General features: G+C 52.2%; 22 protein-coding genes. 11 read left to right on the top strand and 11 right to left on the bottom strand.

Annotation, left to right across the window (positions count from 1 at the left end):
- Positions 1–21: 21 nt before the first annotated feature.
- Both MKY59_RS28900 and MKY59_RS28895 read left to right on the top strand, forming a co-directional pair.
- Complete coding sequence (locus MKY59_RS28900) at positions 22–519, top strand: GNAT family N-acetyltransferase (protein WP_339275009.1); 498 nt, start codon at positions 22–24, stop codon at positions 517–519.
- A gap of 74 nt (positions 520–593) precedes the next feature.
- Positions 594–1,385, top strand: a complete 792-nt coding sequence (locus MKY59_RS28895) for an SDR family oxidoreductase (protein WP_339275007.1) — start codon at positions 594–596, stop codon at positions 1,383–1,385.
- Between the two features lie 435 nt (positions 1,386–1,820).
- Here MKY59_RS28895 and MKY59_RS28890 read toward each other — a convergent pair whose 3' ends face one another.
- Both MKY59_RS28890 and MKY59_RS28885 read right to left on the bottom strand, forming a co-directional pair.
- The gene (locus tag MKY59_RS28890) at positions 1,821–2,372 is read right to left on the bottom strand and encodes a GNAT family protein (RefSeq protein WP_236413100.1); all 552 of its coding nucleotides are present in this window, start codon (positions 2,370–2,372) and stop codon (positions 1,821–1,823) included.
- A gap of 33 nt (positions 2,373–2,405) precedes the next feature.
- Positions 2,406–2,645 carry a DUF2164 domain-containing protein gene (locus MKY59_RS28885; RefSeq protein ID WP_290371423.1) on the bottom strand — a complete coding sequence of 80 codons (240 nt, stop codon included), beginning with the start codon at positions 2,643–2,645 and terminating at the stop codon, positions 2,406–2,408.
- A gap of 417 nt (positions 2,646–3,062) precedes the next feature.
- On the opposite strand from MKY59_RS28885, the gene MKY59_RS28880 reads away from it, so the two are divergent.
- A complete protein-coding gene (locus tag MKY59_RS28880) occupies positions 3,063–4,754 on the top strand; it encodes a glutamine--tRNA ligase/YqeY domain fusion protein (RefSeq protein ID WP_339275006.1) in 1,692 nt (563 codons plus the stop codon).
- 159 nt (positions 4,755–4,913) lie between these two features.
- Here the strand turns inward: MKY59_RS28880 and MKY59_RS28875 are convergent, their stop codons facing one another.
- Both MKY59_RS28875 and MKY59_RS28870 read right to left on the bottom strand, forming a co-directional pair.
- Positions 4,914–5,276 carry a hypothetical protein gene (locus tag MKY59_RS28875; protein WP_339275004.1) on the bottom strand — a complete coding sequence of 121 codons (363 nt, stop codon included), beginning with the start codon at positions 5,274–5,276 and terminating at the stop codon, positions 4,914–4,916.
- Between the two features lie 583 nt (positions 5,277–5,859).
- Positions 5,860–7,092, bottom strand: coding sequence for an MFS transporter (locus tag MKY59_RS28870; RefSeq protein ID WP_236413097.1), 1,233 nt, complete (start codon positions 7,090–7,092; stop codon positions 5,860–5,862).
- Positions 7,093–7,198: 106 nt separating this feature from the next.
- Between MKY59_RS28870 and MKY59_RS28865 the strand changes: the two genes are divergently transcribed.
- From MKY59_RS28865 to MKY59_RS28835, 7 genes are all read left to right on the top strand, one after another.
- The gene (locus tag MKY59_RS28865; RefSeq protein ID WP_339275002.1) at positions 7,199–7,816 is read left to right on the top strand and encodes a molybdenum cofactor guanylyltransferase; all 618 of its coding nucleotides are present in this window, start codon (positions 7,199–7,201) and stop codon (positions 7,814–7,816) included.
- A gap of 256 nt (positions 7,817–8,072) precedes the next feature.
- Positions 8,073–10,079, top strand: a complete 2,007-nt coding sequence (locus MKY59_RS28860; protein ID WP_339278496.1) for a beta-galactosidase — start codon at positions 8,073–8,075, stop codon at positions 10,077–10,079.
- A 242-nt stretch (positions 10,080–10,321) separates the two neighbouring features.
- Entirely contained in the window at positions 10,322–12,112 is a 1,791-nt protein-coding gene (locus tag MKY59_RS28855; RefSeq protein WP_339275000.1) for a sensor histidine kinase, read from the top strand.
- Complete coding sequence (locus MKY59_RS28850; RefSeq protein ID WP_339274998.1) at positions 12,109–13,191, top strand: response regulator; 1,083 nt, start codon at positions 12,109–12,111, stop codon at positions 13,189–13,191. The genes MKY59_RS28855 and MKY59_RS28850 overlap by 4 nt, the downstream gene beginning before the upstream one ends.
- A 100-nt stretch (positions 13,192–13,291) precedes the next feature.
- Complete coding sequence (locus tag MKY59_RS28845) at positions 13,292–14,572, top strand: extracellular solute-binding protein (protein WP_339274996.1); 1,281 nt, start codon at positions 13,292–13,294, stop codon at positions 14,570–14,572.
- Between the two features lie 186 nt (positions 14,573–14,758).
- Entirely contained in the window at positions 14,759–15,643 is an 885-nt protein-coding gene (locus MKY59_RS28840; protein WP_236413086.1) for a sugar ABC transporter permease, read from the top strand.
- Complete coding sequence (locus tag MKY59_RS28835; protein WP_236413084.1) at positions 15,640–16,467, top strand: carbohydrate ABC transporter permease; 828 nt, start codon at positions 15,640–15,642, stop codon at positions 16,465–16,467. The genes MKY59_RS28840 and MKY59_RS28835 overlap by 4 nt, the downstream gene beginning before the upstream one ends.
- A 380-nt stretch (positions 16,468–16,847) precedes the next feature.
- On the opposite strand, the gene MKY59_RS28830 is transcribed toward MKY59_RS28835, so the two are convergent.
- The 5 genes from MKY59_RS28830 to MKY59_RS28810 all read right to left on the bottom strand — a co-directional run bounded on the left by MKY59_RS28830 (position 16,848) and on the right by MKY59_RS28810 (position 21,041).
- On the bottom strand, positions 16,848–17,708 hold the full coding sequence (locus tag MKY59_RS28830) for an IS3 family transposase (RefSeq protein ID WP_339278495.1): 861 nt from the start codon (positions 17,706–17,708) through the stop codon (positions 16,848–16,850).
- A gap of 11 nt (positions 17,709–17,719) precedes the next feature.
- Positions 17,720–18,037, bottom strand: a complete 318-nt coding sequence (locus MKY59_RS28825) for a transposase (protein ID WP_339272616.1) — start codon at positions 18,035–18,037, stop codon at positions 17,720–17,722.
- Between the two features lie 162 nt (positions 18,038–18,199).
- Complete coding sequence (locus tag MKY59_RS28820; RefSeq protein ID WP_339278494.1) at positions 18,200–19,060, bottom strand: IS3 family transposase; 861 nt, start codon at positions 19,058–19,060, stop codon at positions 18,200–18,202.
- Positions 19,061–19,071: 11 nt separating this feature from the next.
- Positions 19,072–19,389, bottom strand: a complete 318-nt coding sequence (locus MKY59_RS28815; RefSeq protein WP_236415676.1) for a transposase — start codon at positions 19,387–19,389, stop codon at positions 19,072–19,074.
- A gap of 155 nt (positions 19,390–19,544) precedes the next feature.
- Positions 19,545–21,041, bottom strand: coding sequence for a PLP-dependent aminotransferase family protein (locus MKY59_RS28810; RefSeq protein ID WP_339274994.1), 1,497 nt, complete (start codon positions 21,039–21,041; stop codon positions 19,545–19,547).
- Positions 21,042–21,309: 268 nt separating this feature from the next.
- Here MKY59_RS28810 and MKY59_RS28805 point away from each other — a divergent pair, with 268 nt between their 5' ends.
- Positions 21,310–21,918 (top strand): LysE family transporter, encoded by a 609-nt coding sequence (locus MKY59_RS28805; protein WP_339274992.1) that lies wholly within the window; start codon positions 21,310–21,312, stop codon positions 21,916–21,918.
- Between the two features lie 208 nt (positions 21,919–22,126).
- On the opposite strand, the gene MKY59_RS28800 is transcribed toward MKY59_RS28805, so the two are convergent.
- Positions 22,127–22,963 (bottom strand): methyl-accepting chemotaxis protein, encoded by an 837-nt coding sequence (locus tag MKY59_RS28800; protein ID WP_236413076.1) that lies wholly within the window; start codon positions 22,961–22,963, stop codon positions 22,127–22,129.
- 264 nt (positions 22,964–23,227) lie between these two features.
- Entirely contained in the window at positions 23,228–24,229 is a 1,002-nt protein-coding gene (moaA, locus tag MKY59_RS28795) for a GTP 3',8-cyclase MoaA (protein ID WP_339274990.1), read from the bottom strand.
- Between the last annotated feature and the right edge of the window lie 34 nt (positions 24,230–24,263).

Here is a 24,263-nt window from a genome sequence, read left to right as displayed (position 1 = left end):
TGCAGGAAAGGTTGAAAAAACATGCTCACACAGGACACATACCATATACGTCTATCCGAAATGAAAGATGCGGACCAGCTGATGGAACTGGATGCGCTCGTATGGACGGACCAGACCTCACCTGCGCCGATGCAATGGCGCTCCCGCCAGCAGTATTTGCAGCACTGCCCCCCAGGCAGCCAGTTGGTGGCAACCATGGGGGATCGGGTATGCGGGCTGGTAGGGTTTCGGCCTGCCACGGGAATGCACAGCAACAGCCATGTCTATGAAATTCATATTGCCGTGCATCCCGAATACCGCCGAAATGGCATTGCAACGTCATTAATGGATGCCATGAAACGGCATGCGTCGGAGCAAGGAATCCGAAAATTGCGCTTGCGGGTGTTGTCGAGCAACGCGGGGGCGGTAGCTTTCTATGAACGGTGCGGATTCAAAACGGAAGGCCGCTTGGTGGCGGAATTTTATATTCACGGCCAATATGTGGACGATATTTTGATGGGCTATTTTGTGGAAGGGTAGGATGCATCGTCGAACTCTCCTCAGCGATTGACGCTTTGAATGTAACGATATACCACACTTAGGAGGCATGAACGATGGATATGGGACTGCGAGGAAAAAAGGCGCTTGTGCTTGCATCCAGTCAGGGACTGGGCAAGGCGGTGGCGAAGCAGTTGGCTGCTGAAGGCGCCGACGTTATGCTTGCCAGCCGGAATGAGGATAAGCTGAAGGCCGTGCAGCAGGAACTGCTGGGGCTGGGCGGTGGCGGGCGAGTCGAGTACTGCGTGACCGATGTTACCCGCAAACAAGATATCGATGCCCTTATGAGTAAAACCGGGGATTGGTCCGGCGGCAGAATCGACATTTTGGTCAACAATTCGGGCGGGCCGCCCTCCGGCACTTTCGAGTCGTTGACGGATGAAGAATGGGAGCGCGCGTTTGAACTGAACGTGCTCAGCTACGTACGTCTTATCCGGGGAGCGCTGCCTTTGATGAAGCAGCATGGCGGACATATCGCGAATATCGCGTCATCATCGATCAAACAGCCGATTTCCGGCCTTATTTTGTCCAATACGTTCCGTACCGGGGTGTTCGGCATGGCCAAGACGTTATCCCAGGAGCTTGGGCCTTACGGCATTTTGATCAATACGATTGCTCCAGGCCGGATCGGGACGGACCGCATTCGCGAATTGGATGCCGCGCGTGCGGAACAGTCCGGCATCACGCAGGAGGAAGTGTCGGAGCAGTTCCTGACCGAAATTCCGCTAGGCCGTTACGGCGAACCCGAGGAGTTTGCAAAGGCTGTGCTGTTTCTGGTGTCCGGGGCAAACACCTACATTACCGGGGCATCGCTGGTGGTGGATGGCGGTATGATGCGGGCGCTGTAACGCTGCGTTCGAATAACGATTGGGAACGTAAGCGCAAAGGCTATGCTTCAGAGGAGAAGGTCTAGAAATGAGTGAACCTGAGTGCTTTATTTGACCGGAAATGCGTTCTCGCAGAAGCAAATGGACCACAGACACACTATTTCTGGTGAAATGGCGTGTTTATGGTCCGTTTGCGTCCATGGCTTTGTTCCCTGCCCAGCACGGCTCTGCGGGCGAGCACCGTCAACAAGGGCGATTACGCGCTAAGATGGATGGGCAGCTCGACCGGCTGGAAACGACCTTGTTTTACAGTAAAAACGTGATCTCAAACGTTAAAGAAGCCCCTCGCCTGGAATGGGCATTCCCAAGAGGCGAGGGGCACTCAAAGCCCGTGCTTGTAAAAGCGGCGATGATATATCGCATGCAGGGCCGATGAAGCCGAAATTATGTAGTCCTTTAACGCAAAAGCTCCCATTCATGCTGCAGCATGCCGTATACGGCATGGTTGACGTAACCTTTGATCGGCAGCTTCTCCGCTTGGCGAATCACGCCTTCAAGCACGAATCCAAGCCGCTCAGGGATGGCCCGGCTGCGTTTGTTGTTGGTGGCGCAGCGGATTTCGACGCGGTTCAGATCGAGCGTTACGAGCGCGTAATCCACGAGGACGCGGCAGGCGCTTGTCATCAGGCCCTGGCCCTCGAAGCCTTTGCCAAGCCAGTAGCCGATGCTGACGGAACGATGGGTCCAGTTGATTTCATGAAATCCGATGACGCCGGCCAGCTCTCCTTTTTGCCAGACGCCGGCGGTGAATCCGCCGTTCTCTGCGCCCTGTTTTAACGCATTGCTTATGAAATGGGTCGTGTGATCGAGCTCCGTAACCTGGTCAACCCAAGGGAGCCAATGTCTCAGTTGGTCACGGGAGCGGTCCGTCAGCTCGAATAACGTTTTGGCATGCTCCAGGGCCAGGGGGCGAAGCTCCGTATATTCATCCAATGCATAGGTAAACATGAGTGCAACCTTCTTTCTTCGTAAAATGGGTGATCAGCGGGAACGCGGCGGTTTGCGCTCCAGGGCGAACAAGTCCTCTTCGATGGAAGCGATGCGCTGATTGACGGTCGTGCGGGCGTCGCTTAATGCCTGATTATATATGTAGGGTGCCAACTGGGTCATGAATAAGTCCAGCACGCCCCAAGCCGCCAGGTCGCCAAGCTCTTCCCCGCGTTCGTCCGCGAAATAGGTCTGTATGGACCGTATGGCTTCATCCTGCTGTTCTTTGGTCAGTTTTAGTGTGTTCAGAACGGGAATCCCTCCCCTGAATGATGATGTTTTCGCGCGTCAGAAAGGTCAAATTCCCCGTGAAATGCCCCTCTGATTTCGCGAGACATAATGGCTGAAAAACGCGCTCCGAATGTTCAGTGGCATGCGTTGGTCTGCGTTTTTCCTAATATCATGCTACATGATTCGCGGGAACCAGTCAAAATGGTTTTAGGCCTATCTTCCAGTGCGCAAAATCCCAATTTGGTGCCGTTATTTATTGAACTCGTTCCGCGTTAAAGGTATATTTAAATGAAAGCAGTACGAAACTTTTCCAAAGAAAAGAAAACGCACGGAATTTGGCTTCGTACCATGAAGGAAATACTGCGGGAATGGTTGCCGTTCCTGAATGCTTCAATCCATACACACGAAAGGTTGATACCGATGGAGAACCGTACTACCCCTCCCAATTTTATCAAAAATATCATTGCCGAAGACCTCCGGTCCGGAAAAGTCCAGGAAGTGGTTACCCGCTTTCCGCCGGAGCCTAACGGATATCTGCATATCGGCCATGCCAAGGCCATTTGGATCAACTTTACGCTGGGTGCCGAATTCGGCGGCAAAACGAACCTGCGTTTCGATGATACGAACCCGGTCAAGGAAGACGTGGAATACGTAAACTCCATCCAAGAGGACGTGAAATGGCTTGGATACGAGTGGAACGAGAAACGTTACGCTTCCGATTATTTCGACGAGATGTACAAGCGTGCCGTATTGCTGATCCAAAAAGGGAAAGCATACGTCGACGATCAAACGGCCGAGGAGATCCGCGAAATGCGCGGTACGCTGACCGAGCCGGGCAAAAACAGCCCTTATCGCGATCGCAGCGTGGAAGAGAACTTGGATCTGTTCACGCGCATGCGGGCAGGCGAATTCCAGAACGGCGAAAAGGTGCTTCGCGCCAAAATCGACATGGCATCGCCGAACATCAACTTGCGTGATCCGGTGATCTACCGGATTTCTCATGCCCATCACCATAATACGGGCGACCAATGGTGCATCTACCCGATGTATGCGTTCGCGCATCCGATTGAAGATGCCATCGAAGGCGTAACGCATTCTCTCTGCTCCCTGGAGTTCGAGGATCAACGCCCATTCTATGACTGGGTTATTGCCGAATGCGAGATGGAAAGCCAGCCGCATCAGTACGAATTCGGTCGGCTGAACCTTTCCCAAATGGTGACGAGCAAACGCAAGCTGAAGCTGCTCGTGGACGAAGGCCACGTCGACGGATGGGACGATCCGCGCATGCCGACGATCTCCGGATTGCGCCGCCGCGGATATACGCCGGAAGCGATTCGCGATTTTGTGTTCGAGACGGGCATCTCCAAAAGCCAAGGCGTCATCGATCTGCAAACGCTGGAGCATTTCGTCCGTGAAGACCTGAAGCTGAAAGCTCCGCGTACGATGGCTGTTCTGCAGCCGCTGAAAGTGGTCATCACCAACTATCCGGAAGGCCAAGTCGAGTGGCTTGAAGCGGAAAACAACGTGGAGAACCCGGAAATGGGCAGCCGCCAAATTCCGTTCTCCCGCGAGATTTACATCGAGCAGGACGACTTCATGGAAGATCCGCCAAACAAATATTTCCGTCTGTTCCCTGGCAACGAAGTGCGCTTGAAGCATGCCTACTTCATCAAGTGCAACGACGTGATCAAAGATGCGGAAGGTAACGTGACCGAGATTCATTGCACGTACGATCCGGAAACGAAGAGCGGCAGCGGGTTCACCGGCCGTAAAGTGAAGGGAACGATCCATTGGGTGGAAGCAACGCAAGCCGTCCCTGCCGAGTTCCGTTTGTATGAGCCGCTGATCGCAGCCGAATCCGCCGAAGAAGAGGAAGCGTCAGAACTGGAAGGGCAGCCGGAAAAAACGTTCCTGGATCAATTGAACCCGAATTCGCTTGAAGTGGTTCACGGGTTCGTGGAGCAGGAAATGCAGGAAGCAAAAGCATATGACAAATTCCAATTTTTCCGTCACGGCTATTTCAGCGTCGATCCGAAATATTCGGTACCGGGCCGTCCCGTGTTCAACCGGGTAGTTTCGCTGAAAAGCTCGTTCCAGCTCCCGAAAGCATAACAATTAGCCTGAAAAATAAAAGGCGCCTGTACCGTTACTTTCTGGTACAGGCGCCTTTATGTGCATATATTGATTAATCCAAAGAGGTTTGTAACTTCGATTGGCATAGAATCGTCATTGGACATGAACTGTGAAGGTGGTATATTGTTTCACAGGTCTTTACCTATTTTTTATTTTATACTTATTGTTATACGCGATCAGAAATTTTTCTGCTGAGTCCTCTACAGCAATCATATCTATACTTTTTTCGTTTTTGATTTTAAATAGTTTTGTGCCTACTTTGTATGTGTTAGAACTGATCATGTTCTTATCGTCAAAATCACTCTCATTGGTAGACGATACTTCGATCTTCCCTATTTGTTCAGCTAGTTCATCTTCTGAAATGTTTTCATTACTGGTAATATAAATTTCTTCCCGTAATTTTATCATTTTATCTGAAGCAAAGCTTCCTGAAGACGATGAACACCCCAACGAAAGTAAAACCAAAGAAATGATCGGCAACAATAGCAAAGTTCTTTTCATGATACCTCCACGGATAGACTAAGGCCCTAAATGGGGCTTAATCTTTTGTGTTAATTAATGGAAGTTGAAACTTCGTCAACAGTTACTATATAAGTTGAACCGATGATTTTTACACGGAGTCACTACGTGGTCAGAACCATCTTCCGATCACTGTTATCCCCAGATTTTTTTGATCCCCTTTTTTCAAAGGGAAAATCCGGTGATAAGCCTATGCTTCCGATGCAGCTTTCTTTCAGAAAGCTTTTAGACCGCTTCGCTTCTCCAGATTCTTTCTGCCCTCTCCGTTATCGTGTAAATGTCTAGTTCAACCTATATAATTGATAATGGTTTTTGAATAAGCTGTTTCATCCTCATTAATAGGAATGTACACATTGTTATCTCGGTAGTGTTCCCATGGTAAATAGTAGCCGTCTCTGCATCTTCACCAATTTGGCGTAATGTAATTAGCTCTTCTTTGGAAACGCATTTTTGATGATGTGAGATAGCAGGTTGTTGTAAATACGAAGAACCGGAACCTATTAAAAAAATCAGGCTTCGGCTTTTCGTGTCGTTGTAACGAGGTTCTAATACCTACCTCCTCAGGTTAACGGTCCTCTTCGTCCATATTGCCCAGTTCGGTCAGTACCGCAGGCTGGTAGCCGTTTCGGCGGTTCATCAGCCACATGACGGCAAACCCCGCTGCGCCGATCAGCGAGAAGAATACGCCGATATTGTACATGATCTCGGCACCGAAATTTTGGAAGAGCCAGCCCCCGAACAGGCCCGCGATAACGCCGGACAATCCGCCCCAAGCCATCGTGTATACCGCCTGGCCGGAGGATCGGTACGGTTTGGGGATGAACAGCATCGTGAGCTGGGTGCCGACGTAGAAATAACCGCCAAACGTCACGGAATGCGTCAGCTGAATGAACACGATTTCCAGCGGGCTGGTTGCTCCGGCCATGAGCTGCCAACGGAGAGCAAACAGCAGGCAGATGAGAACGAGATAAGCCAGCAGCATGCTCATTCTGCGTTTGAGCAGACGATCCAGCAGCAGGAAGACGACTGCCTCAAGGATGGAAGACGTGAAAATGGCATAACCGACCATCTGTTTGCTTCCGCCCATTTCCGTGATGTACAGGGACATGAAGGTACTGTTCATGGCATTGGGCACCGACACCAGCACGCCGAGGCCGATGAACGTCATGAAATACGGGTTGAACATGACCCTGCCGAACCGCCGGAACGTGATGACAGGCGTGTCCGAAGCGATGGGCTGTCTCGGCAGCAGCAGCGAGAAACCAAACGCAATGACGATCATGACGGCAAACACGATGGAGACGCTCCGTATGCCCAGGCGATCGATCAGCGGACCGGCTGCCGCCGCCGTCAACGCCCAGCCCAGTGAACCCCATAACCGGAATGTACCGAACTTCTGGGAGGTTCCGTCGATATATCCCAGGATGAGGCTGTTGGTTTGAGCGAACAAGGGACTTTGAAAAAAATAAAAAACAATCATGGATGCATAGATCCAGGAATACGTCGGTGCATAGAAAACCGCTTGGGCCAACACGAAGGTACCCGCCATCATCAACATCAGCACAACGCGGATATTGCGGGACTTGTCGCTCCAGTACCCCCAGAACGGGTTGGCAAACAATGATACAAACGGGCCGATGGCCATCAGGCTGCCGATCTCGAGCTTCGTCATGCCGATTTCCTGAAGGTACAGCTGCAGAAAGCCGGCAAAGATGGAGATGGCGCCGTAAATGAAAAAGTTATACAGTTTGAGTGAGGTTAAAGAGGCGTTTCCTCTTTCAGGCACGGTTCTATCCAAAGAGGGCCATCCTTTCCGGGTCATATTGTTCAAATGTATCATTTGTTGAAAGGGGATTCAATGTATAGAATAAGTTTATCATGATTGGAATAAAGGGATGATACCGATGACGAATGCAACAACATGGACGGGAATCATATTGGCCGGGGGGTTGTCCAGCCGCATGGGAACGAACAAAACGCTGCTTGTGCTGAATGACGCCACAGTGCTTGAACGGACTGCAGCCGCGCTGGCCCCGGAGGTCTCGCAGATTCTCATCTCGGCCGGGGAGCATGCTCGCGATTATGAACGATTTGGTTATCCGTGCGTCCCTGATCATTATCCGGGAAAGGGACCGCTGGCCGGTCTCCACGCCGCACTTCAGGCCTCGAGGACCGATTGGAATATGGTCTGCGCCTGTGACATGCCGCGGGTCCAAACCAACCTTTTTGCAGGTTTGAAAAGGATTGCTGCCGAATCGGACATGCAAGCACCCGTCATTGTGCCGCGAGTGAACGGGCGCATTCATCCACTTGCAGGCGTATATCACCGAAGCGTGCTTCCCGGATTGGAACAGCGGCTGCAGGAAGACCGTTTGCGGGTGACCCGCTGGCTGGATGAAATCGGCTGTCGTTATGCGGATGCTGACGAGTTGGAACACGCCGGCGTTCATGCAGCAGAACGGCAGCTGGCCAACATGAACACGCCGGAGGATTATCGGCAGATGCGGACAGAGCCTTTTTGACCCTGAATCAGAGGTTTACCCCGGAAAAGGGTAAAAACAACTTGCCTTGTGCCATCGGCACCCGTATTATACTTCATTATAATCAGTTTAGAGGCGGCAATGAAGTCTCATGAAGTGGGGAAGCGGACTAAGGTCTCCCGAAAAGGGAGTCTTTCTCCGATAATAATGGAAACGCTACCATTTATCTGTGGATGAATTCACTGCATGAGCCAGTGCAAAAACCGATACCTTGATGACCCAAAGGAGAGTGCTGATGATGAACCGATTGATGTACGGCGTTGCTTATTATGATGAATATATGCCTTACGAAAGATTGAGCGAAGACATACGAATGATGAAGGAAGCGGGCATTAACGTCGTTCGCATTGCGGAATCGACCTGGAGCACGCACGAACCCCAGAACGGCGTATTCGATTTCTCGTCCGTGGATCGGGTGTTGGACGCCATGCATGCGGCCGGCATTCAGGTCATTGTCGGAACGCCTACGTATGCCGTACCGACATGGATGGTCAAGGAACATCCGGACGTGCTGGCCACGACGGCTAAAGGACCCGGCAAATACGGAGCGCGCCAGATTATGGACATCACGAACCCGACCTACCTGTTCTATGCCGAGCGCATTATTCGCAAACTGATCTCGCGCGTATGCAAACACCCGGCGGTGATCGGCTATCAGACCGACAATGAAACGAAGCATTACAATACGGCAGGGGATAATGTGCAGCTGCAATTCGTCAAATATATGCGTGGCAAATTTGCTTCCCTGGACGAGCTGAACAAGGAGTTTGGACTCGATTACTGGAGCAACCGCATCAATAGCTGGGAGGACTTCCCTTCCGTGGTAGGCACGATCAATGGCAGTTTGGGTGCCGAGTTTGCCAAATTCCAGCGTCAGCTGGTCACGGACTTTTTGGCATGGCAGGTCGGCATCGTGAACGAATACAAGCAGGAAGGCCAGTTCGTGACGCAGAACTTCGACTTTGACTGGAGAGGTTATTCCTACGGCATCCAGGGAGATGTGAACCATTTTGCTGCATCACAGCCATTCGACATCACGAGCGTGGATATCTATCATCCTTCCCAAGATGACCTGACCGGGATCGAAATCTCGTTTGGCGGCGACGTCGCCCGGTCAACCAAACAGGCAAACTATCTTGTCATGGAGACCGAAGCCCAGGCGTTTCTGAACTGGGTCCCTTATCCGGGGCAGCTGCGATTGCAAGCATTCAGCCATCTCGCTTCCGGAGCGAACATGGTCGCCTACTGGCATTGGCATTCGCTGCACAATTCATTCGAAACGTATTGGAAGGGACTGCTCAGCCATGACTTCGAACCGAATCCGGTGTATGAGGAAGCGAAGACGATTGGACGCGATTTTGCAAGATGGAGCCCGCAATTGGTCAATTTGAAAAAAACGAACCGCGTAGCTATCCTTGCCAGCAACGAAGCGCTCACGTCGATCAAGTGGTTCGGCTTTCAAGCCCAAAGCGATAAAACCTACAATGACGTGGTGCGCTGGATGTACGACGAGTTATACAAAATGAACGTGGGCTGCGATTTCATCGACCCGTCCGTGAAGAGCTTAGAAGGTTATGATGTCATTGTGGTGCCCGCGCTGTACGCGGCTCCGGACGAACTGCTGGAAAGGCTTAATGCTTTCGTGAAGGACGGCGGCCATGTCGTGTATTCTTTCAAAAGCGGGTTTGCCAACGAACATATCAAGGTTCGCTCCACGCGCCAGCCGGGCATCATCAGCGAAGCTTGCGGCATCAAGTACAGCATGTTCGTGGAGCCAAAGCATGTATCGCTTCAAGGCGACCCTTTCCAAGTCGGTGAAGGGCAAAACCAAGTGCACACCTGGATGGAACTGATAACGCCGACGACGGCCGAAGTGCTCGCTTGGTATGATCATCCGCATTGGGGCACATATGCCGCCATCACGCAAAACGCGTATGGGAGCGGAAAAGCAACCTATGTCGGGTGCTTCACGAGTTCAGCGGTAATCCGCGAAGTGCTTAAGCGGGTTCTAAAGGAATCCGGCGTGTGGGGGGCCGATCAGGAGCTGGCATTCCCATTCATCGTAAAATCGGGCGTCAACGGACAGGGAAAAACGATTCGTTATTACTTTAATTACTCCGACAATCCGGTTTCGTTCATATATCCGCACGGCAGCGGGAGAGAGCTTCATGCGGATGAACCGGTTGAACCCGGTCAGGAGCTGAAGCTGGAACGATGGGGAATGCAAATTATTGAAGAAATATAAACGACCGTTAACGTGGTTGGTCCATGATGGTTTACATTGGCTTGTTAAGTGAAAATATAGAGATGGAGGCGCCCTTGCTGTTTATGCTGGGGCGTTTCATTGTCCTATCGGAAATTATAAACATATCGACACATTTGCTTCCCGTAGGTTTCATGGCGGACTCCCGCTGAACGCGAATGTCTGCCTCGGAAGAAATGAGGATGCACCGTTTTATATTCAAGCGCGATCGGGGGAATGCGCCTATGATTACCGAAATGTATCGCAAGCTGGCTGATCCGTTCAAACGCAGCATCCGCAACAAACTGATCCTGACAATGACGCTGGTCGCGGTATTGCCCGTGCTGGTTATGACCGCGATGGCGGCCGAAAATGCCCGCTCTTCGATGGAGGAAGAGATTATGGAGACCAACCGGGCCAACATGAAGTGGGCTTCGGCTTACTTGGGAGAGCAGTTCGCCCGCATGAACAACCTGATTTACTCGATCCAGATCAGCGATGAGGTGCACCAGTATTTGGCGCTGAACCGGGATGCGTCGGCCTCGAGCCGTTTCGACGAGCAGAAGGCCGTGTTCAACATGCTCAACAGCGTGTACTACTCTGCCGGCAATTATGTGTTCGGCGTGGAGCTGTACCTGAAGGAATTGGATACGTTGTTTACGTTCAACTCCATGGAAAACCGGATTAAATCGGTTTCGGGCATTCCGGCCGAGTATCATGAGCTTTTTGCCGAGCACAAAGATTTTACGATTATCAATGATCCGAACGATCCGGAAAAATTCCATATGACCCGCAGCATGAACCGCTTTGAGGACCAGGCCCAGATCGGGGCGATCAGCCTAGAAATCAAATGGACCGTGTTCAACCAGACGCTGGAGCTGCTGGATGGCCGGGGCGATTACACCGTGTACATCTCTGACCCGTCAGGCCATCCGGAGTATCAGCCCCATTCCGAATTCCAGCCTTCGGCAGAAGCATTGGACAAACTGGCGGATACCCAAGACGATGCGGGTTTGATCCGTACCGAGCGGGAGTATGTCTTTTACCATTCCATCGACCCTTCGGGACTGCGTCTCGTCAAGATCGTGCCTGCCCATGTCATTAATGAGAGCGCGTTGGAAACGATGAAATACGGACTTGTCGTAGGCGGCTTGGCTACGCTGATTTCGGTGGGACTGGCAGCGCTCGTTGCCTGGCGCACGGCCAAGCCGATCGTCAGTCTGGCCAATGCCATGAAAGGCATTCGGCTCATCAAGGACAGGGAGGTGGTTCGCACCGGACGCGTGGACGAGATCGGGCTGCTGGAAAAAAACCTGCATGGCATGGCTGGCCGCATCCGCGAGCATATCCGCGAAAACTACCAAATGAATCTGGATAAACGTACGGCAGAGCTGAAGGCTTTGCAGTCCCAGATCCACCCGCATTTCTTGCAAAATACGCTGCAAATGATCGGCGGCATGGTGTATTCGCAAAAGCCTGCCGACACGTACAAAGTGATTCGTGCGCTGAGCGAGATGTTCCGCTACATCGTGCGGGCTCCGGACGGGCTGGTTTCGCTTCAGAGCGAGCTGGACCAGCTTGAACATTACATGCTGATCCAGCAGCAGCGATTTGCAGGCAGGCTCGAATACCATCTGCAGATTGAAGCTGATCTGAAGGGATGTGCCATTCCGAAGCTTACACTTCAGCCTATTGTGGAGAATGCGTTCGTGCACGGCCTGGAAAACAAAAAGGCGCAATGGAAATTAAATATTGAAGTTGCTCGGGAAGGGAAGAAGATCATCATTCGCGTTCATGACAACGGGCTGGGCATGGATGCCGGGAAACGGAGCGAACTGCAAGCCAGACTGGAGCGTGTAGCCATAGAGGGAGACCGGGTATGGAGTGCCGGGACAAGCATCGGTCTTGTAAATGCGGCATCGCGCATCACCATGCATTTTGGCCCTGGTTATGGAATGAGCGTCGACAGCGAAGTAGGAGAGGGAACGACAGTGACGGTACGCATTCCGTTTGACGAGGGAGGAGAAATCGTATGAGCGTGCAGCCTTATCGAGTGTTATTGGTCGACGACGAACCGTGGAACAGGGATATTTTGCGCAATTTGGGGGAGTGGGAGGAACTCGATATGGTCGTTGCGGGCGAAGCGGAGGATGGGGATCAGGCTTTGCAGCAGCTGCAGCAGCAGAATCCCCATATCATCATTACCGATATGCGCATGCCGGGCACCGACGGGGTTGCCTTGCTGGAAACATTGAGCGCGCAGTTCCCGCAAATCAAAGTGATCGTGGTGAGCGGCTATGATGACTTCAATTATGCGAAACATGCCATTCGGCACCGGGCAGCGGATTATTTGCTCAAGCCGGTTAATCCGGATGAGCTGAACGCCGTGCTTGCAAAGTGCAAGCGTGATCTGGAGAAGGTCCGTTACAGCCCGGAAGGGTGGGAGCCTTATTCCCGGATGTTTGCTGGGGAATTTTCGCGTTTTCAGCAGCAGGTCCGCATTCGATTCAACGAACTGAACATGCCGGAGCTGCGAGATCTTTTCAACCAACTGGAGGAGAAACTGGAAAAAGAGGACATGCGGAAACCGCAGCAATTGGGCAGGGTCGTCCATGATTTGCAGACCCTGCTCGGGGAGCTGTGCAGTTCCAATGGAGCGGGTGAGCAATCTGCGGCAGCAAAGCCTGCTCCTCCATCCGCATTGACAACGGCGTCAGCGGCGCTGGCCTGGACGTTTGACCTCTACAGTCAGGCGCTGGAAGGCGTGATCGCGCAGCGGAAGTTCAAGAATAAGCTGAACCTTGAAGAGGTCAGGCAGCACATGGAGCAGCATTGCATGGAAGCGATCACGCTGGAGCAGCTGGCACAAGTCTTTTTTGTCAGCAAGGAATATCTGAGCAAGGCATTCAAAAAGGAATACGGCATCACGGTTGTCGACTACATCGTGCAGCTGCGGATGGCCAAGGCAAAGGAATGGGTGATGGACGACAGCATTCCATTCAAACATATCGCCGAAATGGTCGGGTATGAGGATGTGTCCTATTTTTATCGGGTGTTCAAGAAACATTTCGGCTTGTCTCCCGGAGAGATGCGCAAGGGACAAAGTTTAAAATAATCCAATGCAGAAGCTCCGTATTGTCCAATGAAGCGCTTACATTACAAGCATATAATGGGCTTATGCAAGACAAACCAGTCACACCGGGAGGTCATGAGAGATGAAGGTATGGAAAAGCGTCGCAAGTGCAGTACTGGTCAGCGTATTGCTCGCAGGGTGCGGTCAGAGCACGGGAACGGACGAATCACAGGGAGGCTCTGCATCCGGCAGTACGGTCAATTTGAAAATATTCGTTGCGCAACCTCGGCTGAAGGAACATTACGATAAATATATAGAACAGTTCAAGGCCAAGGAGAAGGCGGAGAAAAACATTGAAGTAAACGTGCAGCTGGAGATGCCGCCGGCGGACAATGCTGCGCAGATTCTGAAGACACGCTTGGCCTCGAACGACGCGCCTGACGTATTCGCGCTGCACGCGGTCAACGAAATTCCGCCGTTCAGCAAGGCAGGTTATCTGGAAGACCTGTCAGATCAGCCATTCGTCGACAAATTGCTTGATTCGGTGAAACCTTCCGTGACAGATGCCAATGGTAAAATCGTTGCCGTGCCTTTGGAAACGCTGTCATGGGGATACCTCTACAACAAGGATATCTTCAAGGAACAAGGGCTTGAACCGCCAACAACGCTGACTGAAATGAAGGCGGTCGTCGACAAGCTGAAAGCAGCCGGCATTACGCCGTTCGAGCTGGCCTACAAGGAAGCTTGGGTACCACAGCTCTTCCTGCCGCTGACGGTAGGCGCGCTCACCCAATCCGAGCACAAGGATTTCCTGGACAAAATGAATCAGGATCAGGGTTCGTTTTCCGATATGAAAGCGATGTTTGATGCCTTTGACCTGGTGACGGCAAACGGCACGGAGAAGGCGCTGGAAGTCGGCGCGGACGACGGAGCGGCTGCATTTGCAACAGGCAAAGCGGCGATGTGGGTACAGGGTCCGTGGTATGCGGAGACCATTCTGAAGTCTAACCCGGACATCCATTTCGGCGTTGCGCCGATGCCGATCAACGACAATCCGGACGATACCAAAATCAATCTGAGCACGTCCACGTCGCTCGCCGTTTCTTCCAGCAGCAAAAACAAGGAAGTGGCGCTCGATTTCGTGAACTACATTCTCGACGACAAAGACTCCAGTGCGTTCTATGAAGCGCTCAAATTCAATCCGGTAGCGAAAGTCCACAACTTTGAAAGTTTCCCTTGGGTGGACGATGCCATGAAATACGTCAATGAAGGCAAAGCCTATCAGGATCCGTCGGTACCGCAGGCAGTGAAGGATGAGTCAGGCAAGGCGCTGCAGGGCTACTACTCCGGACAGTTGAACCAACAACAGGTGATCGATGCGCTCGACAAGGCGTGGAAATCGTACAACAAAGTCAACAAGTAGGAAACTGTGAATCAATGAGTACGCGCTTTTGTTGACAAAGCTCCACAGCAGTTGGAGCTTTGTCAACCCATTAGCGGCCATTTATTCATCACAGTCGCTAAGCTGAAGAAATGGGGTGGCAGACATCGCCTTCCATCCCCCGTTTCTGCTTATATGCTCATCGCAAATAGGGGGAGGACCCGGCCTATGGCTACGAATGTTTTCAAAAAGTATTTATCCTTGCTGGCGTTTACGGCACCGGCCTTTATCATTTATGCCATATTTCTGCTCATTCCGACATTCGGCGGCATGTTCTACAGCTTGACGGACTGGAACGGGCTAAATAAGGACTACAGCTTCATCGGTTTGGGCAACTTCGTGGAGCTGTTCAAGGAAGATCCCGATTTCCTGAATTCGCTGTGGTTCACGATGAAGTACGTCGTATTTATGCTGATTCTGCAAAACGGAATTGCGCTGCTGCTCGCCGTGTTCATCGAGACACGTACGCGCAGCAAAGGATTGTTCCGGACGCTGTTCTTCATGCCGAACATGATCAGTACAATTATCAGCGCCTTCATGTGGACGTTCATCTTTTCCCAAGTGCTGCCGCAGCTGGCCGAAAAGCTGGCGATAACGTTCCTTGACCAACAGTGGCTGGGGGATCCCCAGTTTTCGTTCTACTCGATTCTGACCGTATCGCTCTGGAATGGCGTGGGGTACATGATGATTATCTACCTGGCGGCCTTGCAGGGCGTACCGAAAAGTTTGAAGGAGGCCGCCGTCATTGACGGAGCGAACGCGTTTCAAGTGCTGCGCAACGTGGTCATGCCGATGATTACCCATGCGATCACGATCTGTTTCTTTCTTACGCTGAACGGCGCGTTCAAGGTATTTGAAGTTGTGTATGGTCTGACGGGTGGAGGACCGGGACGGGCTACGCAGGTGATCACGATGAACATCTATGAAGAAGCGTTCTCGAACAATTTTCGTTATGGATACGCCAGCGCCAAGTCGGTCGTGCTGTTCGTTATCGTGCTGATCTTTACGCTCATTCAGATTACGGTCATGAAGAAGAAAGAGGTGGAAGCATGAGGATGCAAAAAGTCAACAGCTACCTGATCCGCTTGCTGCTCATCGCAGGTGCTCTCTTCGCCATGCTGCCGATCTATATGGCCGTCGTCAATTCGTTCAAAACGCAGGGAGAAATGTTTCAATCATTCATCGCGCTGCCAACGACGCTGCACTGGGAAAACTATACGGATGCGTTTAACAAAATCAACCTGCTGCGCAGTTCGATGAACTCGGCAATCGTCTCGTTCCTCGGCATCGGCGGTATCGTATTCTGCGCTTCCCTGGCCGGATATAAATTGTCGCGTACAGCCGGACGGCTGAGCAACCTGATCTTTTTCCTGTTCGTGGCATCGATGCTGGTGCCGTTCCACTCGATCATGATTCCGCTGACGCGAGTGGCGAAAGGGCTTGCGGTACAAGGAAGCACCTACGGGCTGGCCCTCATCTATGTCGGACTTGGCGTCAACATGGCCATCTTCCTCTATCACGGGTTTGTGAAGTCCATTCCGCGCGAGCTGGAAGAATCGGCACAGATGGACGGCTGTAATGAATTCCAGACGTTCTTCCGCATCATTTTCCCGCTGCTGCTGCCGATTACGGTAACGATTGCGATTCTGGACTTCCTGTGGATCTGGAACGACTTTCTGCTGCCGCTGCTCATGCTGACGGACGTTAACCGCTATACGTTGATTCTGTCAACGAATATGCTGTTTGGCGAGTACAACAAGGAATGGCCGCTGATCCTGTCGTCCCTCGTGCTGACCGCCGTTCCGGTCGTCCTGATCTATGCGTTTTTCCAGAAATTCATCATGGAGGGAATCGCGGAGGGAGCGGTAAAAGGCTGAGTTGGTTGGGTTGGATTGGATTGGATGGGAACTCCCGAACTGCAAGGTAGCTCAAAGCGGGATGGAGTGAGCAATAAAGTGGGTGGCGAAGCGATCCGTGAAGCAATCTGTGAGGTCACCAATCTTTCGTTTGGAGCAAATGGAGCAAATCATAAGGGCATTCCGTGCGTCATAACCATGACGGGGAATGCCCTTTTATTCGTGATTTCATCTTGCCCGAGCTGTAACGAACCTGAGACACGTAATGGGGTACTTTTTGGCCCGATTTGAATGCTAACGAACATCAGCGTCTTTATATCGGGGAAAATAGGACTGCTGCGCTCGTTTTGCCTCGAATAACGCGGCTGATGCTCTTCTGTCAATAAAGTGGACACTCTCGTTTATGAGGTTTTTTGGTAATACTGTTGCTCGAATTCCCAAGGAGACAGGTAACCCAGTGTACTGTGTGAGCGTTTGCGATTATAAAAGAATTCCAAGTAGCGATATAGTGCTTCATAGGCTTCTGCCTTCGTTTTAAATCTAGGGATGCGATAGATCAGTTCTCGCTTCAATGTGCTGTGAAAGGCTTCAATACAAGCATTGTCATAGCAGTTTCCAGGCCTGCTCATACTCGCTTTCATCCCATACTGTTCCAACTTGCGTCGATACTCTTTGGAAGCATATTGTGCTCCACGATCAGAGTGGTGGATGAGCCCTTTTGCTGGCTTTTTCGCAGTATAGGCCTGGTTTAATGCATCCATGACGAGATCAGTGGTCATGCGGTCGCTCAGCTTCCAACCTACAATTTGCTTGGTATACAGATCCAAAATGCTGGCTAAATACAGTCTGCCCTGACGGCATGGGATATAGGTGATGTCTGCGACCCATTTTTCGGCCGGTTTTGAAGCTGAAAAGTCTTGCTGGAGCTCATTAGGCGCTACCGGAAACGTATGTCTGGAATCCGTTGTACACACTTTAAACTTAAGCGAAACACAGGAACGAAGTCCGTTTTCGCGCATGATGAAGCCGACCGTACGCTCCGATACGACCCAACCTTCTTTTAAAAGTTCATTGCGAATACGAGGACTACCATACCTCGAATCCGAGTCATGATAGTGCCACAAAATTCGATTCGTAAGGCGTTTCCTCCGCTGATCTCGGTTGGATGGTGCAGCCAAACGCCATTTGTAGTAGCCACTCCGAGACACTTGCAAGACCTTGCACATCTTCTCCACTCGAAAGTCGGAGCGATACTCTTCGATGAATTGGAACCTCAGTTCTTTTCCTTGCTGAAGATGTGCAGCGCCTTTTTTAGGATAGCCAACTCTTCTTTGAGATCTTCAATTTCACGGTCTTTCCGGCGTTGTTCTGCTTCATTGGCCCGTAGTGTTTGTTCGAGATTTCGGATCTTTTCGGGATGATTGACGCTTTCCTGATCGAACTGCCGATACTTGGTCATCCATTGACTCAGCGTACTTTTAGGAATATTTAAATCTTCCGCTACATCGGATAACGTCTTCGTTTGCTCCTGAATGTACTTTACCGTTTGTTTCTTAAATTCTTCATTATAGCGTTGCCGTTGTTCTCCCATGCCGTGGACACCTCTTCTTTCGTTAGGTCTATTATTTCTGTTCCTTAACGATGTGTCCACTTTTTATTCTAGCTGCATGATGTTCGTTAGGTTTTGGCAGACCCCAAAATCGAGCACATAACGTGCGTAGTGCTCTTCTGTCAATAAAGTGGACACTCTCGTTTATGAGGTTTTTTGGTAATACTGTTGCTCGAATTCCAAAGGAGACAGGTAACCCAGTGCACTGTGTGAGCGTTTGCGATTATAAAAGAATTCCAAGTAGCGATATAGTGCTTCATAGGCTTCTGCCTTCGTTTTAAATCTAGGGATGCGATAGATCAGTTCTCGCTTCAATGTGCTGTGAAAGGCTTCAATACAAGCATTGTCATAGCAGTTTCCAGGCCTGCTCATACTCGCTTTCATCCCATACTGTTCCAACTTGCGTCGATACTCCTTGGAAGCATATTGTGCTCCACGATCAGAGTGGTGGATGAGCCCTTTTGCTGGCTTTTTCGCAGTATAGGCCTGGTTTAATGCATCCATGACGAGATCAGTGGTCATGCGGTCGCTCAGCTTCCAACCTACAATTTGCTTGGTATACAGATCCAAAATGCTGGCTAAATACAGTCTGCCCTGACGGCATGGGATATAGGTGATGTCTGCGACCCATTTTTCGGCCGGTTTTGAAGCTGAAAAGTCTTGCTGGAGCTCATTAGGCGCTACCGGAAACGTATGTCTGGAATCCGTTGTACACACTTTAAACTTAAGCGAAACACAGGAACGAAGTCCGTTTTCGCGCATGATGAAGCCGACCGTACGCTCCGATACGACCCAACCTTCTTTTAAAAGTTCATTGCGAATACGAGGACTACCATACCTCGAATCCGAGTCATGATAGTGCCACAAAATTCGATTCGTAAGGCGTTTCCTCCGCTGATCTCGGTTGGATGGTGCAGCCAAACGCCATTTGTAGTAGCCACTCCGAGACACTTGCAAGACCTTGCACATCTTCTCCACTCGAAAGTCGGAGCGATACTCTTCGATGAATTGGAACCTCAGTTCTTTTCCTTGCTGAAGATGTGCAGCGCCTTTTTTAGGATAGCCAGTTCTTCTTTGAGATCTTCAATTTCACGGTCTTTCCGGCGTTGTTCTGCTTCATTTGCTCGGAGTGTTTGTTCGAGATTTCGGATCTTTTCAGGATGGTTGACGTTTTCCTGATCGAATTGCCGGTACTTAGTCATCCATTGACTCAGCGTACTTTTAGGAATATTTAAATCTTCCGCTACATCGGATAGCGTCTTTGTTTGCTCCTGAATGTACTTTACCGTTTGTTTCTTAAATTCTTCATTGTAACGTTGCCGTTGTTCTCCCATGCCGTGGACACCTCTTCTTTCGTTAGGTCTATTATTTCTGTTCCTTAACGATGTGTCCACTTTTTATTCTAGCTGCATAGGGTTCGTTAGCGACGCGGTCGAAACTGCATGAATACTTGTGAGTGTGGTGTGCAAGGGGGCGTTACATGCGTAATTTAATCCAGCATGCGCTTTGCCGTCTGGGCAAGGATACGCAGGCCGCGTTCCATTTCCTCCGGCGATGCGTAAGCATAGGACAGCCGCAAATGTTCGGCATCCAGGCGGTCGTACAGGTAGCCGGGATGGATTAACACGCCCTGTTCCAGGCAGGCGTGGAACAGTTTGCGGATCGAAGGCTGGCCGGCCGTAAACCGGAGCCAGACGTAGAAGCCGCCGGCAGGCCTGTTCCATTCGGCCAGGCCGCGGAAATGCCGTTCGAGCAGCTCCAGCATGTGGTCCCGCCGCCTGCGCAGCTCGGGGCGCAGGCGTTCCAGATGCTGCTCGTGATGCCCTTCGGCAAACCAGAGTGCGGCAGCTTCCTGAGCAAGGGAGCTGGTTCCGTAGTCGGTTTGCATTTTGATGTCGGCGAGCCGGCGTATGACCGGCTCGTGTCCGACCAGCCAGCCCAGACGCAGTCCGGGGCTGACGGCTTTGGACAGGGTGCCCATGTAGAGCACCCTGCCGTCCCGGTCGCGCGCCTTGAGCGATGGCGGCGGCGGGGCCTCCAGCCACAGATCCGCGTAAGCGGCATCCTCCAGGATGGCGATGCCGGAGGCGTGGGCTGCGGCCAGCAGCTCTTGGCGGCGCTCTTCCCTCATCAGCGCGCCGGTAGGGTTGTGGAAGCTCGGGATCGTGTAGAGCAGCGAGATGTTGCTTTTGCCGACCCCGCCGCGCCGGGCAGCTTCTGCCAGAGCCGGGAGCAGCGGTCCTTCGCCATCCATGGCGATGCCGTTCAATTTCAGCCCGGCGGACTGAAAAGCATGGATCGAATACAGATAGGACGGACGCTCCAGCATCACCGCCGATCCGCGCGGAAGCAAACCAACCGATATGAGGTGCAAGGCCTGAATCGAGCCGGACACGATCAGGATGGATGCCGGAGAAGCTTGCACGCCATGTGCCTGCAAATGGGCCGATATGGCGGTGCGCAGCTCCAGGCTGCCCTGCGGTTCCATGTAGTTCAGGGTGCGGCTTCGTTCTGGCAAGGAGCGCAAAATGGCCTGAAAGGCATCATGCGGCATCAGCTCGGGAGCAAGCTCGCCCGTCCCCAGCCGGATGATGCCTGGCTGGAATTCCGCCTCGTTAATATGCTGGACCTCAGGCAGGTTGGGGTAATGCGATCCTTCCTCGACGGCTTCGTTCCAATTTGGAAAGGCTGCTGCCTCATGGGCGATCGCATGCCAGCCAGCTCCGCAGACATACGTGCCCCCGCCATGACGTCCTTTAATCATGCCTGCGGCAGCGAGATTGTCCAGCGCGGTAATCAAGGTGCTGCGATTGACCCCCATGGCCTCCGCCATGGCGCGCTGCGCAGGCAGACGGTAACCGGCCGTCCACTCGCCTGCCGTGATTTTATCGCGGATATGGAGCTCGATCTGACGGTACAGCGGCAAGGGGGATGCGGGATTGGGCTTCCAGCCTGCAGCTGCTTGTCCATTGTCGGCATGTTTCATGCCGGTCATCACCTCCAGTAAACGGAATGGGAAAACAAGCGGGTTGTGGGGAATGGCCGCACGGCTGGTCAGCGTGAAGCGCAACTTGATATTTGAGAAACTAATGTCTAAACTCGGTACTCATCGTCAATACTCAGGCGCTTCCTGAGCGTGGCCCAATATGCAGTAACTATACCATTTGGTTGGCTGCGATGCCATCCAATTGGTTGGATACATATCGCATCCTCTCCGCTACCATGACACTGAGGCACAAAAGGAGGATGAACAGATGGAGGTCATTATGCATGCCGCCATGCTGGCGTTTGGTCTGATTTTGCCGCTTGGCGTGCAGAACGTATTTGTTTTCAACCAGGGCATGATGCAGCCCAACCTGATTCGGGCACTGCCAGCCGTGATTACGGCGGGGCTCTGCGATACATTGCTGATCGGAGCCGCGGTCGGGGGCATTTCGCTTGTCCTGCTGCAGTGGCCGTTATTGGCAGGCGCATTGTATGCCTGCGGCGGCTTGTTCCTGTTATATATGGCATGGAGCGTCTGGCGATCGACCGGGGCAACCAATGCAGCACCGAAGCTGATTGCGCCGGGAAGGCAAATCCTATTTGCTGCTTCGGTATCTTTGCTCAATCCGCACGCATTGCTGGATACGGTAGCAGTAATCGGGACAAGCTCGTTGCAGTACGATGGCAAAGAACGCCTGCTGTTCGCGATCGTGGCCGCAGCAGTTTCGTGGATCTGGTTCTTCGGATTGGCAGGCGCGGGCAGGTGGGTTGGCGGAAGCGATCGTTCCGGCCGGGTCGGATGGTGGTTCAACCGTTTGTCGGCGGCAGTGATGTTTGCCATGGGGAGCATGATGCTTTGGAAATGGATGGCGGTTTGAAACACGTTCTTGTTAAAGGCTCCACGACTGGGATAGGGTCCTCACAACCTGCATGAACTGAAAAAGCTTCCTGCCATTGATCGCAGGAAGCTTTCTGGATTTCAAGGAAGTCATTGATGCAGAATGCTCAGAAATGAATGCTCTTTGGGGGAGAAATAAGCTCATAAGATATGCCGCATTGCGCGCAGGCTTTCCTTCGCATAATCCGTCAGTCGGCTCGAAGCAGCATGGACTCTATGAACGTTTTCAGCTCTTGGCTGACGCTGTTCAGATGTTCGATGACATTGCTGAACTCCGTCACCAGTTCAGCCTGTTGATTGCTGGACTGGGTGATGGAGGTAATCTCCGATTCCATCTGGCGAATGGAATCCTGCACTTGTTTCAGGGAACGTTCAATGTTCACGGTGGCCTCTTTGGTTCCGCTCGAGAGCTTGCGGACTTCGGAAGCGACCACGCCGAAGCCGGCACCGGCTTCGCCTGCCCGCGCAGCCTCGATGGCTGCATTTAGGCCAAGGAGGTTCGTCTGCTCGGAAATTTCGCGAATGAAAGAAGCAACCTTGTTAATTTCGGCCGAATTCTGGACGGCCTGCCGGGAGTTGTCCAGAATTTGAGTCGAAGAAGCGGTCAGCTCTTCGGAATGGGCAGCCACGGTCTGCACCATGTCGGTCAATTGCCCGCCAATGCTGCTGATCAATTCGGTGAATTGCTCCAGTTTTTGTTCGTTGCGCAGCGAAAAGCCGATCGCGAGCGCACCGACGATATGCCCTCCCTCATCACGAATCGGAGTTGCGGCAGAATTGATGGCAGTTCCGTAAAAATGCTCGGCAATGCGGTTGGCCGACGTTTCGCCGTCCACAAGCGCTCGCCGCAGCGTAGGGTCATCCAGCGAGATCGCATCGCCTGCCTTGATTCCGAGGTCGAGGTCTTCGCTGGGCACGTAATATCTGAATTTCTCCATGTCTGTGACGGCGATCATGAGGTTGTGTTCCCTTAGCATGATTTTGAAATAAGGGCTTGCGGCAACAAGGGCATCAATGATATTCAATCTATTCAGCTCCTATACATGAGTGATGTATACAAATGATGCAAGTAGGCCTCGCCAGAAGACAGAATGACGCTAAAAAGATGCTGCGGCTGAATTCTGCTCCGGATTTTACTATTATATAGCGGATCGATGGGCAAGTGGAGCATAATCTCCTTGCCAAATCCACGATATGAAAGCCGCCCGGAATTCCGGACGGCTTTCATGCAGTCGTCGATATGGTTTCATGGCGGCAATGGGCGGGAGCAGGGGACGATCAACCAATCGCTACCCGCCGATCTGGGACATACGCCGTACGGTCGGCGTATGGCTTTGCATTTTTTTCTCCAGGGCAAGCGCCATTTCATGGTTCTTCGGTTTGCTGCCCAATGCCTTGAGGAAGAGCGCGGCCATCGCGTCCGGGTCGTCCACGTAACGCCGGACGTTGTATTCGTCGGACCAATACAGGCATGCTTTGATATGACCGTCTGCCGTGAGGCGGAGCCGGTTGCAGTTATCGCAAAAGTGATCGCTCACCGGGTGAATCAGCCCAAAGGTTCCTTTTGACCCAACCACCCTCAGATTGCGCGAAGGGCCGTTCCCGGCAGGACCCGCCGTGTTTTCCACTTCCCAGCCGGCTTCGGCGCACACATTCGTCACCGTTTCCAGCGGCAGATATGACTTGCGCCACGCCTCGGTGGCATGACCGATCGGCATATATTCGATGAACCGCACATGCAGCGGCTGTTCCAGCGTCATGGCGATGAAATCCTTGATTTCGTCATCATTGATACCTTTCATCAGCACCACGTTCAGCTTGATGGGAGCCAAACCGACTGCCGTCGCGGCTTCGATGCCTTTCAGCACCTTGTTCACGTCCCCGCCCCGGGTAATCATCGAGAAACGGTCCGCGTGCAGGGAGTCGAGGCTGATGTTGATCCGGTTCAGCCCGGCGTCTTTGAGCGACTGGGCCTGCTTCTCCAGAAGCAGCGCATTGGTGGTGAGCGCGATATCCTCAATGCCTTCGATCGCCGAGATCATGGCAACCAGCTTATGCAGGTCTTTGCGGACAAGCGGTTCTCCCCCGGTCAGACGCACTTTGCGCATACCCATCGGAGCGAGCACCTTCAGCACCTGGGCGATTTCTTCATAGCTCATGATCTGGTCATGCGGCGCAAACTCCATGCCTTCGGCAGGCATGCAGTACACGCAGCGCAGATTGCAGCGGTCCGTAACCGAAATACGGATGTAGTCATGTATCCTGCCAAACGAGTCCTGAAGCATTTCCATGCAGACCACCCTTTCATTGACTCGGATTGGATTA

Source organism: Paenibacillus sp. FSL W8-0426 (assembly GCF_037969725.1).
In the GTDB taxonomy this organism is placed as follows: Bacteria; Bacillota; Bacilli; order Paenibacillales; family Paenibacillaceae; genus Paenibacillus; species Paenibacillus hubeiensis.
The sequence above is the reverse complement of the archived record's forward strand: the minus strand, read 5'-3'. Positions and strand labels throughout refer to the sequence as shown.